16 protein-coding genes are annotated in these 16,932 nt (G+C 41.4%); 4 read left to right on the plus strand and 12 right to left on the minus strand.

Going from position 1 to position 16,932, the window contains the following annotated elements; genetic code table 11:
* Positions 1 to 176 precede the first annotated feature (176 nt).
* On the plus strand, positions 177 to 1,928 hold the full coding sequence (locus IEW05_RS10295; protein WP_188538354.1) for an alpha-glycosidase: 1,752 nt from the start codon (positions 177 to 179) through the stop codon (positions 1,926 to 1,928).
* Between the two features lie 67 nt (positions 1,929 to 1,995).
* Here IEW05_RS10295 and IEW05_RS10300 read toward each other — a convergent pair whose 3' ends face one another.
* The 4 genes from IEW05_RS10300 to glgB all read right to left on the minus strand — a co-directional run bounded on the left by IEW05_RS10300 (position 1,996) and on the right by glgB (position 6,560).
* The gene (locus tag IEW05_RS10300) at positions 1,996 to 2,463 is read right to left on the minus strand and encodes a DoxX family protein (RefSeq protein ID WP_229753330.1); all 468 of its coding nucleotides are present in this window, start codon (positions 2,461 to 2,463) and stop codon (positions 1,996 to 1,998) included.
* A gap of 42 nt (positions 2,464 to 2,505) precedes the next feature.
* A complete protein-coding gene (locus tag IEW05_RS10305) occupies positions 2,506 to 2,943 on the minus strand; it encodes an RrF2 family transcriptional regulator (RefSeq protein ID WP_188538358.1) in 438 nt (145 codons plus the stop codon).
* 186 nt (positions 2,944 to 3,129) lie between these two features.
* Positions 3,130 to 4,566 (minus strand): glycogen synthase GlgA, encoded by a 1,437-nt coding sequence (gene glgA, locus IEW05_RS10310; RefSeq protein WP_188538359.1) that lies wholly within the window; start codon positions 4,564 to 4,566, stop codon positions 3,130 to 3,132.
* On the minus strand, positions 4,563 to 6,560 hold the full coding sequence (gene glgB, locus IEW05_RS10315; protein WP_188538361.1) for a 1,4-alpha-glucan branching protein GlgB: 1,998 nt from the start codon (positions 6,558 to 6,560) through the stop codon (positions 4,563 to 4,565). The genes glgA and glgB overlap by 4 nt, the downstream gene beginning before the upstream one ends.
* Before the next feature lie 189 nt (positions 6,561 to 6,749).
* Here glgB and IEW05_RS10320 point away from each other — a divergent pair, with 189 nt between their 5' ends.
* Positions 6,750 to 7,970, plus strand: a complete 1,221-nt coding sequence (locus tag IEW05_RS10320) for a glucose-1-phosphate adenylyltransferase (protein ID WP_188538363.1) — start codon at positions 6,750 to 6,752, stop codon at positions 7,968 to 7,970.
* Between the two features lie 62 nt (positions 7,971 to 8,032).
* Here IEW05_RS10320 and IEW05_RS10325 read toward each other — a convergent pair whose 3' ends face one another.
* The 6 genes from IEW05_RS10325 to IEW05_RS10350 form a co-directional block, all read right to left on the minus strand.
* The gene (locus IEW05_RS10325; RefSeq protein WP_229753429.1) at positions 8,033 to 8,569 is read right to left on the minus strand and encodes a GNAT family N-acetyltransferase; all 537 of its coding nucleotides are present in this window, start codon (positions 8,567 to 8,569) and stop codon (positions 8,033 to 8,035) included.
* Positions 8,570 to 8,574: 5 nt separating this feature from the next.
* Entirely contained in the window at positions 8,575 to 10,071 is a 1,497-nt protein-coding gene (locus IEW05_RS10330) for a sensor histidine kinase (protein ID WP_188538366.1), read from the minus strand.
* Positions 10,068 to 10,766: a response regulator transcription factor gene (locus IEW05_RS10335; RefSeq protein WP_188538368.1), complete on the minus strand. Its 699-nt coding sequence runs from the start codon at positions 10,764 to 10,766 to the stop codon at positions 10,068 to 10,070. The genes IEW05_RS10330 and IEW05_RS10335 overlap by 4 nt, the downstream gene beginning before the upstream one ends.
* Positions 10,767 to 10,796: 30 nt before the next feature.
* Complete coding sequence (locus tag IEW05_RS10340) at positions 10,797 to 12,071, minus strand: hypothetical protein (protein WP_188538370.1); 1,275 nt, start codon at positions 12,069 to 12,071, stop codon at positions 10,797 to 10,799.
* Entirely contained in the window at positions 12,068 to 12,808 is a 741-nt protein-coding gene (locus IEW05_RS10345) for a phosphonate ABC transporter ATP-binding protein (RefSeq protein WP_188538373.1), read from the minus strand. Before IEW05_RS10345 ends, IEW05_RS10340 begins: the two co-directional genes overlap by 4 nt.
* 86 nt (positions 12,809 to 12,894) lie before the next feature.
* Positions 12,895 to 14,028 (minus strand): MFS transporter, encoded by a 1,134-nt coding sequence (locus tag IEW05_RS10350; protein ID WP_188540813.1) that lies wholly within the window; start codon positions 14,026 to 14,028, stop codon positions 12,895 to 12,897.
* 206 nt (positions 14,029 to 14,234) lie between these two features.
* Between IEW05_RS10350 and IEW05_RS10355 the strand changes: the two genes are divergently transcribed.
* Together IEW05_RS10355 and IEW05_RS10360 are read left to right on the plus strand one after the other, a co-directional pair.
* Positions 14,235 to 15,152, plus strand: a complete 918-nt coding sequence (locus tag IEW05_RS10355) for an ArsR family transcriptional regulator (RefSeq protein ID WP_188538375.1) — start codon at positions 14,235 to 14,237, stop codon at positions 15,150 to 15,152.
* 132 nt (positions 15,153 to 15,284) lie between these two features.
* On the plus strand, positions 15,285 to 16,034 hold the full coding sequence (locus tag IEW05_RS10360; protein WP_188538376.1) for an HAD family hydrolase: 750 nt from the start codon (positions 15,285 to 15,287) through the stop codon (positions 16,032 to 16,034).
* Positions 16,035 to 16,106: 72 nt separating this feature from the next.
* On the opposite strand, the gene IEW05_RS10365 is transcribed toward IEW05_RS10360, so the two are convergent.
* The gene (locus IEW05_RS10365; protein ID WP_229753430.1) at positions 16,107 to 16,385 is read right to left on the minus strand and encodes a PQ-loop domain-containing transporter; all 279 of its coding nucleotides are present in this window, start codon (positions 16,383 to 16,385) and stop codon (positions 16,107 to 16,109) included.
* Between the two features lie 107 nt (positions 16,386 to 16,492).
* Complete coding sequence (locus IEW05_RS10370) at positions 16,493 to 16,915, minus strand: DUF1801 domain-containing protein (protein WP_188538382.1); 423 nt, start codon at positions 16,913 to 16,915, stop codon at positions 16,493 to 16,495.
* Positions 16,916 to 16,932: the final 17 nt, after the last annotated feature.

The following is a 16,932-nucleotide window of genomic DNA, read 5'->3' on the forward strand; positions in this document are numbered from 1 at the left end:
TAAACTGATTTGTATATGTATGCAATCAATAATTCAGATTATTCACTGTTTATACACAAATTATGTATATTTTAGAGAGTTATTGATTACACGATAGAATGGGGATAATGATTCATACAATTACACTTTGGGTTATTAGTTACCTGAAATCAAATCCCTTATTCGGAGGTGGCCTCATGTTACTTGAAGCCTGTTATCATGTGCCAAGAGACAAGTGGGCTTATGCTTATGATGTAAACACAATTCATTTACGTGTACGTACCAAACGTGACGATATTGAGCATATTATTGCAATCACTGGTGATAAATACGATTGGAATCATACTTACCAAGATATACCAATGGAAAAAGCAGCTCACGATGAGATGTTTGATTATTGGGAGGTCGCCGTAAGACCAAAGTATAAACGGCTGTCCTATGCTTTCAAACTAACGGCAGGAACGGAATCTGTCTTTATGTTGGATACCGGAATTCAACATCAGGCTCCCAATCCACCTGGAGAGATGTACGAATTTTCGTACATACATGAAATCGATGTATTTAAAGTACCTGAATGGGCCAAGCAAGCCGTCTTCTATCAAATCATGCCCGAACGCTTTGCTAATGGTGATCCTTCCAATGATCCCGAGAACACCGCTGTTTGGGGCAGCAAACCTCAGATTGACAATTTCTTTGGAGGTGATTTACAAGGCATATTAGATCATTTAGATCATCTAAGTGATTTAGGGATTAATGCCATTTATTTCACTCCATTGTTTGTATCCCCATCCAATCACAAATACGATACGGTTGACTATAAGAAAGTTGATCCTCATTTTGGAGACAATGCCTTATTAAAAAAAGTCGTGGAATCATGTCATAATCGTGGAATTCGTGTCGTTTTAGATGCAGTGTTCAACCATTGTAGCGAACAATTCCTTCCGTTTCAAGATGTAATAAAGAACGGCAAAGATTCCAAGTACGCCGATTGGTTTCATATCAATGAATATCCCGCGTTGATTAAAGAGGGAATCCCAACATATGATACATTTGGTTTTTATGGCAATATGCCTAAATTTAATACGGCCAACCCCGAAGTAAAGGACTATCTGCTAGGCGTAGCCGAATACTGGATTAAGGAAATTAACTTAGATGGATGGCGCTTAGATGTAGCCAATGAGGTGGATCATCACTTTTGGAGGGATTTCCGCAAAATCGTTAAGAATGCAAATCCTGAAGCTTATATTATTGGTGAGGTATGGTCAGATTCACTAAATTGGCTCCTCGGAGATCAATTCGACTCTGTCATGAATTATCCCTTTGCTGATGCTGTTTTGCAGTTTTTCAACGGAGGTATGGACGCTTACAGCTTCTCCAATGAGATGGGTTCCCTTATTATGCGGTATCCACAACAAACAAACGAAGTCGTATTTAACATGCTCTGTAGCCATGATACCTCACGCTTGTTGAATCGTGTTGGAGGAGACAAACGGAAGCTCAAACTCTGTACTGTATTCTTATTCACCTATATGGGGACGCCTTGCATTTTCTACGGGGATGAGATCGGTCTGACAGGAAACGGTGATCCCGATTGCCGAAAGTGTATGGAATGGGACCCTAAGAAGCAAGATCGAGAGCTATTCGATTTCTACAGAATGATGATCTCGCTTCGTAAGAAACACACCGCCCTTACCCAAGGACGATTCCGCTTTCTTCAAGCTGGGGAGAAGGACGGTTGTATCGTCTACGAACGGATTGATGACACGATGCATTTTATCATTTGGATGAATAATACCGATAAATTCCGTACATTATCACATCGTATCGAAACCATTGATTGGCGAGATGCGTTATCTGAGGAAAAAGTGGAGCCTCAAAAAGGAAGTATGAATATTGGGTTGGATCCATTTGGTTTTCGAATATTGTATCGTCAATTGAAATCAAATTGAGGAATGAAAGGCTGGTAATTAAAATAAAAAAATGGGGTCTTTGAACCCCATTTTTGATAAACAATATCTAATTAAATCCTGGAAAATCTGATAAATGAGCTACGTTGAGGAAAAATACCACAAATGATACAACCCCTAAAAATATAATCGGGAAGGTTTGTTTTAATGAGTCCTTAACACGGATGTGGGTAAGTATTCCTCCTATTGAAGTAACCCCCAGTATTAGCGCCCCAACTGCTGCCCAGCTCTGCTCCCAAAATCCAACGATCATGGCAGCGGCACCAACGAGTTCAACGATACCCGTGACCACACGAAACCATTGTGGTAATCGCCATTTTTTAAAATTTTCAACATGCATCTTAGATCCTGATATCTTACCCACTGCCGCCATCAAGAACATGAGGCCTAGTACTGCCTGCAATACCATGGATACAATATCCAAATTACCCACCCCTTCACATTTAAATTGCAACCGAGACAAGCACATTAAAATCCAAAATAAAATTGCAGCCTTAACTGCAATTATCTTAAGCACAGTATAATGGAATTTTTTACATTTGCATAGTACCTTATTAAATTATATTTCAAAAAAGTCAATTCGGTTCATCACATCCGTAATTGTATAGTTACTTAAGTAATCAATGGTTTTCTGTTCCGCTTCATATAGAATTTTCTCTAATTCTACATCTAATTGTTCGCCGGCTCCTCCACAATCAACCTTAAGTTCTAAATCTCCAGACTCCGAACTTACTGCAGAGTAAATCTCACCTAATGTTATCTCATCAGCCGATTTCCGCAAAATATACCCACCTTCTCGGCCCCCCTTAGATTCTACGATACCAGCAGTCGTTAAAGCTTGCATGACTCTACGCATAAAAGTAGCATGCGAATTCACTTGATTTGCGATCATCGCACTCGATAAAATACCGTTGCTTTTCGCTAACCACACTATAGAATGAACGGCTATTTTAAACCGAGGGGGTCCAATGTTAACCCCACGATTGGCTGTACTCATTTTCATTTTCTCCTTTTGCCATACTGATGATGTGATGTGTAATTCATAATTGCAACTACTACACGCACATTATAGATTAACATCTGCTCACTTTCAAGTTAAAGGAATCGCAACACGAATACCAAATAAGCCCCCACGCTGGATCATGGAGGCTTAACTCATTGGAACCCTATAGTACTCTACAAGTTATTCCTGACGGCTGACTTGCTCATATATTTCAGTGTATTTTCCCGCCGACACATCCCAGCTGTAATCACCGGCAAAGGCATTGCTCACAATTTTCTTCCATTGCTCCTGATCCCTGTAAAAGGATATCCCTCGTCTGAGCGTATGCAGCAGATCGTGGGCATTGTAGTTGCGAAAAGTAAATCCATTGCCTTCACCTGAAAATTCGTTATATGAATGTACTGTATCATTTAAACCACCGGTTTCCCGAACAACGGGAATACTTCCATACCGTAGAGCAAGTAACTGGCTAATCCCACATGGCTCAAACTGGGATGGCATGAGGAATAGATCACTTCCTGCGTATATTCGACGAGACAGTCCATCATTAAATTTAATCTGAACCGACAACTTCTCAGGATGACGATAAGCCGCTTCGCGGAACCAATCCTCATAAGCTCGATCTCCCGTGCCAAGAATGACGAATTGAACATCGTCGAAGTGTAGCCATTCGTCAAGAATCCGCGTTACCAAATCAAGTCCTTTGGGCTCAACCAAGCGCGTAACCATAGCAACAAGTGGAGTATCTTCTGATTGAACAAGTCCTAATTCTTGCTGCAATTGAATTTTATTTTCCTTTTTCTTAGCTAGGCTACTCCGATAACGTACAGCTATCTGCTGGTCACTTACAGGATTAAATAATTTAGTATCGATTCCATTCACAATCCCTGAGAAACGCTCTCCTAGAGAGCGAAGAAGCCCATCTAAGCCATATCCATAATGAGAGTTCTTAATCTCCTCCGCATAGGTTGGACTCACTGTAGTTACATGGTCTGCAAACACCAGCCCAGCTTTCATAAAGCTGACATTTCCATTATATTCTACACCACCTACGGTGAAATAATGATCAGGTAAACCTAGTAAATCTCCTAACACAATATAAGGGAAAATCCCCTGGTACAGCAAGTTGTGGATGGTGAATACCGTACGAATATTTTGGTAAAACTCGTTGTGCCTGTAATGTTCATGCAGCAGCAATGGAATCATCGCCGTATGCCAATCGTGACAGTGAAGCACGTCCGGTTTGAAATCAAGCGCTGGGAGTACTTCCAGAACCGCGCGATCCAAGAAGGCGAACCGTTCTCCATCATCCCAGTGACCATATACCCCATCTCTTCCAAAATAGGATTCATTATCTAGAAAGTAGACCGGAATATCCTCGTACTCTAAAAATTGAATCCCACAATATTGACTACGCCAACCTACGGGGACATATACCTCACCAAGGTGTTGGAGTGAATCCTTATACTCTGCAGGAATTTCCTTGTATTTTGGCAAAATAATTCGCACATCATGCCCTGCTTGGTGCAATGCCTTAGGCAGTGCGCCAATAACATCGGCTAATCCCCCTGTTTTGATGAATGGAGCTACTTCAGCTGCAGCGAACAATATTTTCATTCCTTTATCCTCCTTTTAGAAGTCTTTTTCGGAACTCTTATGGCTTGTACTTTATCTGTATTGTCATCCAACATGACATGCTTTCGGTTGTTCCTGGCTGTCTTTTTCCAGATCGTTATGCTTAAAGGCGGAAGCGACATAACCACACTTTGTAACTGATCATGCCACGCTACTCGTTCACTGGGGATTCCATCATGCTGGACACGTCCCTCACCGCCAAAATCCTCATGATCACTATTGAAAATTTCCTTATAGAGTCCAAATTTAGGGACACCTACACGGTAATTATATCTAGCTACAGGTAAGAAATTAATGATCACAAGTACCGTATCCGTTGCCTTTTTACCTTTACGTAAATAGCAAATGACACTTTGCGAGGAGTCATGTGGGTTAATCCATTGATACCCTTCCATGTTGTGATCCAATTCCCATAACGCCCGCTCACTCAAATACAAATGATTTAAAGCAGCAGTGTAATTGGACATCTTCCGATGAGATTCATAATCATGTAAGAACCAGTCAAGCTCTCCTTGATCTCTCCACTCAATGAACTGACCAAATTCCCCGCCCATAAATAACAATTTTTTACCGGGTGAAGTCATTTGATAACCAAGCAACACCCGTAACCCTGCAAATTTTTCGCTATAATTACCGGGCATTTTATCCAGTAATGATTTCTTACCGTGAACCACTTCATCATGTGACAAGGGAAGTGTAAAATTCTCTGAATAGGCATAACAAATTGGAAAAGTTAATAACTGATGACTCTTTGGACGCTCTTCAAATGACTTCTCTATGTAATTCAACGTGTCATTCATCCAACCCATATTCCATTTGTAATTAAATCCTAACCCACCATCTTGTACTGATTTCGTGACACCCGGCCATGCGCTAGATTCTTCAGCCATCATTAATACATTAGGGTAATAGTGGAACACGACCTCATTTAGTTGACGTAAGAATGAAATCGCCTCTATATTTTCTACTCCACCCTGTTCATTGAGTCGATATTGACCTTCCGACTTCTCGAAGTCCAATCGAATCATACTCGTTACGGCATCTACGCGTAGGCCGTCAAAGTGATATAAATCCAGCCAATACAGAGCACTTGAAATTAAGAATGAGCGCACTTCCGGTTTCCCGAAATCAAAGCTGAGTGTACCCCAGCCAGGCTTTTCAGCTAATAATGGATCTCCATATTCATACAACGGAGTACCATCGAACATTCTAAGACCGTGGCTATCCTTCGTAAAGTGACCAGGCACCCAATCGAGTAGCACCCCAAGGCCCTCTCCATGACAACGATCAACGAAATACATCAGATCCTGCGGCGAACCATAACGACTTGTGGGTGCAAAATACCCCGTCGTTTGATATCCCCAAGACAGATCATATGGATGCTCCGTTATCGGCATAATTTCAATATGTGTAAACCCCATCTTTTTAACATATGGGATAAGTTCATCTGCCATTTCCAGGTAAGTAAACAAGCTACCGTCCGGTTTTCGTTTCCAAGTTCCAAAGTGGACTTCATAAATATTAATGGGCTTTTGATACGGATTACGATTATTACGACGCCATTGATCATCACTCCACTTATAACCATCTAATGATTGAATGATGGAAGCCGTATCCGGTCTGACCTCAGCATGGAAAGCATATGGATCTGCTTTGAGCATGATTTCCCCGCCGGGCCCAGTGATTTCATACTTGTAAAATGTACCTTCCGTAAGTCCCGGAAAAAAGCGAGTCCAAATCCCCGAATCGGGTATCTTATATAACAAATCGTTTTTTCCATGCCATGCATTAAAATCTGCTGCGAGTCCGACTTGCTGTGCATTTGGCGCCCAGACCGTAAATCTGACACCTTCCGTACCATTTTCACTATCCAAATGGGCACCAAACGTGTGGTAGCTTCGGTATAACGTACCTTCATGAAACAAATAAATATCATTAGAAGTAACGGGACTTGCTTGAATAAATTGCTTTGACAAATCATCACCTACTTTAGAATATAGTCCCACTTTCTATTTACCCAATACTTCCCTGCGTGAAAAAAGAAATGTGTTTATGAAAAGTATATGTAATATTTTCTTTTCAATTTCCATATTTTTAGATTCAACGGCATTTTATTTTGTTTATGTAGTACTACATAGGCGAAACCACACGGGAGGAATACAAAAATGGATAAAAAAAGTTGCATTGCAATGCTATTAGCCGGAGGTGAAGGTCGCAGACTATCTCCGCTTACTTCCAAGCAAGCGAAACCAGCGGTACCTTTTGGTGGTCACTATCGAATCATTGACTTTCCTCTCAGTAATTGTGTAAATTCTGGGATCGACACCATCGGCGTACTTACTCAGTACGAAGCCGAATCTTTACACGAACATATAGGAAAAGGTGAAGCATGGAAACTTCCAGAGACCGGAAACAGCGGGATCTCCTTGTTACCATCTTATAATGTTGGGGTGACTGAATATTCGGGAACAGCAGATGCTATTTACAAAAATATGGAGTATATTGACTCACATGAACCAGAAAATGTGCTTATTCTATCCGGTGATCACATTTATCACATGGATTATCGAGAAATGCTGGACTTCCATAATCACAGCAAGACGCGAGCGACTATTTCGGTTATGCCTGTTCCATGGGATGAAGCTCATCGTTTCGGTGTCATGTCTACAGACGAACATTACCGTATTACGGAATTCGCTGAGAAACCAGAGAAACCTGCCAGCAATTTAGCATCCATGGGAATTTATTTATTTAATTGGAAATATTTGAAGGAACATTTGGTTGCTGATGCAGCAGATCCTAACTCAAGCCATGATTTTGGGAAAGATATCATTCCAAAAATGCTGTCAGGCGAGGACCGGCTTCACGCTTTTGAATTTAAAGGGTACTGGCGTGATGTCGGTACCATCCACAGCTTATGGGAAGCCCATATGGACCTGCTCAGCAATAACCAGGACTGGCAGCTCTTAAAAGAAGAATGGCCAATGTACACTAGGGAAGTTCGTACGAAGCCTAATTCATTTACGCCACCGGCATTACAAGTTAAAAGCTGCATGATTCATGATTCATGCACTTTTGATGGTGTAGCAGAACGCTCCGTTATTTTTAACGGTGCCGAAATTGGCCGAAACACTAAAATTAAAGACAGTGTCATTATGCCTAATGCAAAAATTGGTCGAAATGTACTCATCGAGCGAGCGATTATTGGCGAAGGGGCCATAATTAAAGAAGGTGCTGTAATCAAAGGCAGTACCAGTGAAATCTCCGTCATCGGACCGTACGAAATGATTACTGCTAAACCAATACTTCGTCCCCAGCCTTCCCGTTTGCTCAAGGAAGTATACGACAAAACGGCTCGTCTACGTGCCGAGGGTCTATCTTCTTAAGCACATTTGAACATCAAGAAGACCGTCCGGGCTATCCGGACGGTCTTTTATTAGTGGAGTGATTATAAACTTTCGAATATTACTGGGTTCAATTCATATAAATTAACTGGGCGGCCATTGGGATTTTGTCCAAGGCCCTTATGTTGGAACCCAAGCTTCTGATACAACAGGTTTACTTTTTCGTTCTTTGTCCAACAATCCAGACGCAAGCCTAGTCTACCGAGTGCTTTGGTTCGCTTAGCAGCCCAATGAATCATGACACTGCCAAGTCCTTGTCCCTGGAAAGAAGATTTTACCGTGAGTCGATGTAAATAACTGTATCCTTCCACATGAAGAGAGCCCCAATAGTCCGGATCTTTCTCCTGCAATGTGAAAAAACCGATCGGTTCCTTTTCTTTTACAAGAAGATACAATTCACGAGAAGCATAATAAGAATCCACTTCTTCTACCGTAAATTGCTCCGGGTTCCATTGTGGAACGCCAACTGAGCCCATCCATACCGCCGCTTCAATTAACATTTGGCGTATCGTCTCTCGATCATCGGGCTTTGCAAGTACAACTTCAAGATCCCCTAGAGGAGTAACGATAGTATCTAGCACTTCACTCAAATCAGATCCTCCTCTCCATCTTGTCTATTAATTTGTTCAGCATCCTGTGAAGTGTTATCTCCTTGCCCCGGCACATCATCAGCTTCTGTCAGTTCAAGTAGAGGCAACATTACAGACACTGTCGTCCCCACTCCAAGTTCACTGTTAATATCCATCTGGCCATTATGAAGCTCGACCAATTGTTGACTAATCGCAAGCCCGAGACCCGTTCCTCCGCCTTGATGATTAACCTGGAAGAATCGATCCTTCACTTTCTTTAAATGCTCTTCACTAATACCTATCCCACTATCAATGACTTCAACTAGGACTTGATGATTGTCTGTAATTCTGAGCACAAGTTCAATCCAACTATTCTCATTCGAGAATTTAATGGCATTATCTACGATATTCAGGAAGACCTGCTTCAACCGATTACCGTCAGCAGTTACAAATACGGTTCGATTGGTTTTGTCATCTAGCTTCAACTGAATTTGTTTTTGTTCCGCTTTTGCCCATACATTAAGCATGATTTCCTGGAGAATTTCTTTCAGATTCACGCGAGTAATGACAAGTTTCATCTCATTCTGTTGCAACTTGGAGAAATCAAGAATTTCCTCTACCAAACCGATCAAACGGTCGGTCTCCTTAGCAATGATTCCAACCCCTATCTTTGTCTCCGCTGGATCAAAACCGCCGGATGTTAATGTCTCACTCCAGCCTTTAATACCTGTTAACGGCGTCCGAAGCTCATGTGAAATAGAGGAGATGAAATCATCTTTAATCTGATTACTTCGTACGATTTCCTGTGCCATATAATTAAGTGTGGATGCTAGCTCTCCCAACTCATACTTGTAATTTCCTTTGATCCGCTTATCAAACTTACCCCTAGCCATTTCAGCCGATACGGCCCTGATGTTGTTAATTGGCTTAACAATTGAATTGGCAAGCCCGATACTGAACAGGGTTACAAGCGCTAATACGGCACCCCCTATTCCAATTGAGAATATGGTAAGTGACATTAATTTTGAGTTCACTTCTTCTAGAGATGTGACATACCGAACAATATAACGGTTCTCACCTCTCACCTGAAGAGGCGTAGACACAGACATGACTAATTCACCAGTAGAGGCCTGTCGTCCGATCCATTTGCTACCCACCACACCAGCCATTGCCTGAGTAACATCGCTCGTCTGTATCGCCTTATCCGCTTGAAACTGTGTACTACTTGCTCGAACCTCGCCTTTATTATTAAGGATCATCAATTCCGTATTGCTCAGTTCAAAAGTACGTAGCATCTCCGTAAAATAGTTTGGATCTTTCTCAGCGTACAATCGTACGAATTTTTGAAAATAATCAGACGCCCAAGCCGAATGATTCGATATATGGTTATATATTGTATCGTAATAATACGTTCGGATGACAACAGCGAAAATACCCTCCACCATAAGCAGCGTGACAAACACTACGATAAAATAATGAAGAACGATTTGCCGTCCGATTCCTTTCTTAATCATTGTCCTTCGCCCTTCCACTTGTAGCCATGCCCCCATACCGTTTGCAGGAAGGCCGGTTCGGAAGGGTTATTCTCAATCTTCTGCCGGAGTCTACGAATATTCACATCGACGATCTTGGGATCCCCCATATATTCTTTGCCCCACACATGATCGAGCAATAGATCACGACTAAGTGGTGTATTCTCTTTCTCAAGGAAATATTGAATCAGAGAAAATTCCGTTGGCGTCAATTCGATAAGCTGTCCCAATTTCTTGAACTGTTTTGAAATGAGATCTAAGGTGAATGGACCAGAAGTAAATGACACCTTCGCGCTACTCTCCCGATAAACGTTCACTCTCCGAAGCAGTGACTGAATCCGAGCAATCAGCTCTGTTGGGCTGAATGGCTTACTAATGTGATCATCAGCACCCACGGATAGTGCGTAAACTTTATCCTGTTCCTGCACCTTAGCAGTCAGGAAAATAATCCCGATCCGTTCATTGGTCTCCCGAATACTACGACATACTTCGAAACCGTCAATCCCCGGAACCATCACGTCCAACAAGGCAATGTCAATGTCGGGTACACTTTGTAGTTGACTTAACGCTTCATGCCCATTAGCTGCCTCCAACACTTCAAATCCGTTACGTTTTAAGTTAATGACGATAAAGCTGCGAATTGATTCTTCATCTTCTAATATCAATACTTTGCTCAACAATAACTCCTCCTTTTCCAATATTAGCGATTATCGCTTAATTTCTTTTTCACCTTTATTTACTTTCAGATCGGTATGACTCAAGAACCCTATCACTTTATCCTTATCTCTGACGAGTAGCTCCCAATCAGATTTATAGCGTTCCCACTCGGATAAACTGAAGAAGCGGATTTCGGCGAGCGTCTCATTGTTGTCAATGCGAATGAACCTGAGGTACTCATTCTTGTCAGAATGCTCTGTATCAATCGTGACATTACCCCGCCATTCGTTTGGAAAACTGAAATAGAATCTTCCGAGCAAGTCCATATATTGCTGCATAACAAACTTCAAGCCTTTTTCCTCATCCCATTGGTAATAGGAGAACAACCAAGGAATTTCATCAAATGAGATGTACTCCCAGCCTTTAGGGATTTCTAAACGGCCAATTTCTAGAATACCATCGTCATTCACATCACCGCTCATGATCGGATATGCCTTATACGTAAAATCCTGATCCAATAAATCCACTAGCTTGTTATCTTTCATGACAATAATATGAGAATAGGCATCATTCGTGCCAAGAGCAGCATCTAGAATGATTCCTCTTACTTTTGAGGTAACATTGCCATGAACCACGTTATAGTATTCGCTGATGTGGTCTTCGAGTTGTATTTGATCCAGTTCTTGAAAAGAATCACTATATTGATAAGTCGTAACCGTAGAATATTGCTCTTTTTTTAGCGTCACTACAGTAATATCAGGTGCTCCATCATTATTGAGATCATCAATTACAAAGTGGTTGTATGGTAGGGACAGTAACTTTTCTACTGTTGATCCATTATAGCTATAAATGTTAAGGCCTTTTTGCAATTCACTGTCGCCACTTGAAAATCCGGCAATGATATTAATATGACCGTCACCAGTCATATCCTTGAGATCAAACGACTCAAGCACTTGACCTTCTCCATCAAAATGTACTTTCGGTTCCCAAGTGTCACCCTGCTTCTCAAGAATCAAACCATGGATTCGCACGGTTTCTTCAGGGGTTTCATAGAACACAACAGCTTCCATGATTCCATCTTTATTCAGATCCATTACCCGAATGGCACTGACATCACTTACATTTCGTGGCCTAACGAGTGGCGCACCTTTTAACTCTGCTTCAATGACACTTTTGAGACTCTCCTTCTCAGATGTCAATTCCGGCGTTTTCATGAGTGTTTTGGGATCGCTTATGAAGGTGCATCCACTTAAGAAAATTAGAAGTAGGCCACCTGCAATTACTGGAATCCATCGTTGCAGAGCCCACCCAATGACTCTGCTCATACCAAATCGATTGACCGCTTCTCATCCATTGTCAGCCGTCTTCCCTTCACATCGAGGCGTAACTCCCCGTCAATTATTCCCCATATCCGTGTGCAGAACTTCTCAGCGAGCTCTATTGGAAGTGCTGCGATCACAATCTTATCTTGCTCTTTACACAATGTTTTTAATGTATTTAAGACATGCTCCGCTGTCTTAGGATCAAGACCAATTACCGGCTCATCCGCCGCGATAAATCCCGCCCCATGCACTAGTGCACGGCAAATGGCAACACGTTGTTTCTCGCCACCACTGAGGTTACCAGCTTTTAGCTTCGCTTTATCAAGCAAACCGTATTTTTCTAGCTCATCCATAGCGCCCATATAATCATCTGACCGAACCATACCAACGAGTCGACGTAATCTTGATACTTGACCCGCTTGTCCAATCAAGACGTTTTTGAGAGCCGTTTTATCAATGATCAGCGACGGATTCTGTTCCAAATATGCACATTTGGAGCGGTATTTCTGAGGGCCACGTCCTCCACCCTTAATAACAGAATTTCCATCCCAAGTATATTCACCGTTATCCCATTTTTCACGCAGGGCGAGACAGCGAAGTAATGTACTTTTACCGCTACCGCTAGGACCAACAATTCCGATCATTTCGCCAGCTTCAAATTGAGTAGTTATCCCCTTTAAAATATGTCTTTTATTTCCTTCATCAGTCAAAGATTTATGCAAGTTATTTACCTTAATCATGTCCGATTCTCCTTTGATGTTTCCTCTATTATATATAGTGTATTGGAAATAGAACTGAAAATCTATTACACCGTCTTAATATTTGATTAATTTTTGGTCAGTTTTGGCCGGAAAAGTATACCAGAGGCCGTAAATACCAAATATGATGACCCTAGGATAATAAAAAGCAATGATGCGGAGCCCACATCCATGATCGCACCACCCAAGTTAGGCCCTACGATACTACCGAGATTAAAATGAAATGAGGCGATGACATTAGCTGCCGGTAATAAATTACGTGGTAAAATGTCCGCAGCATATGCGAGTCCTAGGGAGAAGAATGATCCCACAAGACCACCAGCCCCCATAAATAGTAACGCAAGCCCCATAAAACTATTTCCACATAACGGAACAGCAAGAAACATAAGCCCTCCGCCTACTCCAGCAGACATGAGCACGATTTTTCTCCCATAACGATCACTGAGATAACCAAGGGGTAGCTGAAGAATAAGTCCCCCCACGCCAAAGAAAGGTAGCAACGTAGATATTTGTCCCGAACTTAGTCCAGTGCGAAGTCCATAAATCGGAAAATTAGTGTTCATCACAGCTTCCATATAACCGTACAATAATGAAGGCAACAGTGCAAACCAGGCAAGCCGATAAATAAGGGAATATTTTTGTTTCCCTGCTCCTTCAATAGGTTCTGCCTTTTCTGGACGAGTATCCGGCATTTGATTATAGACAAGTAACGCCATCATCGCAGTTAGACAAGAAAGCAGAAAGAACGGTAACCATTCTCCATATGGAAGTAATCTAATCCCTAATGGACCAATGCTGAATCCTAGACCATAAGACATTCCATATATTGAAATATTTCTCCCCCGCTGACCCGGTGGGGAAATCAATAGCATCCATAGCTGTGAGGCAAAATGAATGGCGCTATCCCCAGCCCCAACAAGTAATCGAAGTACTAACCAAAATTTTAAATCTGATATCAAGGGAAACGCAGGTAGAGCTATAATAACTAGTGCGAGCCCCCCTAACAAAAGCTTCTTAAAGCCTGCTACACCAAGTAATCTCTCAGCTACTATCGACATGGCAAAGGAACCGATATACAATGCCGCAGCATGCATCCCATTAACCGATGACGATATCCCTCTTTCCTCCATGAAGATAGATAATACCGGAAGCAATAAGCCTTGGCTAAGTCCTGAGATCACAATGACTAAAATGAGAATCATAGAAGGTGGAATAGAACGCTTAGGTATAGATTCTGTGGCTGTCAATTATGTTGTCCTCCTGAAATGAAAGAAAATCGTCAGGCAGAGCTGACGACTTTCCGCTGCTATTGTAATATGTACAAATACTTAAACATTATAGTAGACAATTCTATGGCAAACAAGCCATAATGAAATTGTATGCAAAGATGTATGGGAGGTTTCTTGTCATGACTTATCTAGTGAAGGTCGACGTTTCTCCAATCTACGATCTGCTCAGCAGCTTTATGATATATACAACACGTAAATGGGTGAATAATCTCGATATCGGACCAGAATGGATTGATGAAATCAAAGTAAAATTTAGCCCGGAAGTGGACATATTATTCACGGAAGCGGCCTACTTTCCATTTGCCGATTATGATATTTTATATGCTCTAACTATTGAAAGAAATCCTTCTTCTGACATTCATAAATTTTTTGATGAACTCACGACAACAACAGTTGAGGCATTATATCATCAGCTGAAACCCTACATTCCTACAGTGACTACTGATGATATTGAACGAGTTATTCACCGTTACATTCCTCTGTTACGAATCTGGAATGACACGTACTTTAATGATGTTAAGCCACAGTTTCAACCGCTGTTGGAGGAAGATGCCGCCGAGAAAAATGAACTTCTTCATAAAATGGACGCGGATGCACTTCTTGAATATGCCACTGGGGGCCTCGTTCTGGAACCAAGGCCTGAACTTGATAAGGTGATTATTATTCCTTCGGTACATTTTAGACCGATTAATACTTACTGTTTCTACCCAAATGTGCTACTGATCCAGTATCCTATCGATCTTCCCGAAGTAAATGAGGACGAACCTCCAACTTGTCTCATTCGTCTAACTCGGGCACTTGCCAATCAAGAACGTTTACGCTTGCTAAGGTATATAGCAGATGATCCTAAATCCTTGCAGCAAATGATGGTGGATTTAAATCAATCCAAAGATAAATTAATGCATGATCTTATGAGGCTGAGGGTTGCAGGGCTCCTGCGCATCCATCTTATGGATCAAGACACAGAGAAATTCAGCATTCGTCCTGATGGTATTTCAGAATTGAATATTTTTCTCGAATCCTATATGCGATTATAGTCACGTCACAAGATATCTATAATCCAATATCGTCTTCCAATGGGGAATTTGCTCCGGGGGCATCACTTCTGCTATGGTATTATAGCAAATACTTAATTCTGATTTTCACACGATAAGGAGTGGTCGTCTCTGATGACAATACAGCAGCAACAACTTTTATTTGACCTTGACGATACGCTAATCCATTGTAATAAATACTTCGAATTGATTCTAAGCCAATATGCTGATTTGATGGTAGATTGGTTTCAATCCTATAGAGTGGATGTTGCAGAGATTCGAGCCAAGCAAGTTGAGATTGATGTTGCCGGAGTGGACAAAGTGGGCTTCGCTAGTCTCCATTTCCCGCAATCGCTTATCGATACTTACCGCTTTTTCTGCTCAGAGGTTGGTCGTGAACATACCGCGATGGAAGAAAATCATCTAATGAAGCTCGGTATGAGCGTGTACGAGCTACCCATTGAGCCCTATCCCGGTATGGTGGAAACGCTCGATTATCTTCAGAATCAAGGGCATGAGCTATCTTTGTATACGGGTGGCGAATCCGTCATTCAAAAACGTAAAATCGAACAGATGAAGCTCGGTGATTACTTCCAGGACCGGATATATATCCGTCAACATAAGAATTTCGAAGCTCTTGAAGGTATTCTAAACTCACGTTACTTTGAGCGTAAACATACTTGGATGATTGGTAACAGCTTACGAACTGATATTATGCCTGCCATCTCAGCTGGAATCAATACCGTGTATATCAAGTTACCCGATGAATGGTTATACAATATCGTTGAATTAAAGAAAAATACCGACACGTCCATGTATACTGTTTCTTCTTTAGAAGATGTGCCGCGAGTCATTCATGAGAGTCTAAAATTAAGTCAAAGATAATACAAAAATGGATAGAACGATCAGACCTCATCTGATGTTCTATCCATTTTTCTTTAGGTAAATATCCCCTATTCACTTTGGCACTCGCTTCGGCCGATTATAAGATCGATATCGTATAATAAGGATGATGACGAGTAATATAACACATAAAGACATCGTATTCGTGATCAAAAAAGCCACCCCAACACCTGTTCCTGCCAAATTTATAGCATACGCCTCCATCAGGCTAATCCCCAGTAACATGAGCAAATATGATTTAATATTTAAGTCAGCAACCGATTTTGTCTGCAATATTTGCATGATCTGTGGAATCCAGCCTAACGAAAGAATAACGCCGCCAATGAGTTGCATCACGGAAAACAACACGAAAAACACCCCGCTTTATATTTAATCCCAATCCAACTTCAACTTTAGATCAGGATATGCATCATCATTGACAGACGTTTCTATGGGTTTCATCATTCACTAGGGTATGTCTCTTTCAAAAACGTTACTGATTGGTCGATTAACTGTTTTAATACTTCAACGTTGATATCTGCTACTTTGTTAATGTACACACAGCCTTTTCCAGACGTATGTTTCCCAAGGTCTTGTAATAATTTATCCCGCTCAGTTTCCCCTGTTGCAAAATATAAACTAATCTTCGCTTTACGTGGTGAAAAGCCAACTAACGGTGCGTCGCCTTCATGACCAGATGCATATTTATAGTGATATGCTCCAAATCCGATAATACTCGGACCCCACATCTTTGCGGGATATCCCGTCGTCTCAGTGAAAATATCAACTAACTTATACGCATCTTCACGTTTCTTTATATTTTCAATGTCCTCAATAAACTCCATAACACTCTGGTCGGTTTCTTTCGTTTTTTGCTCGTACATGATTGGATACACTCCTC

This window comes from Paenibacillus segetis, assembly GCF_014639155.1.
Taxonomy (GTDB): domain Bacteria; phylum Bacillota; class Bacilli; order Paenibacillales; family Paenibacillaceae; genus Fontibacillus; species Fontibacillus segetis.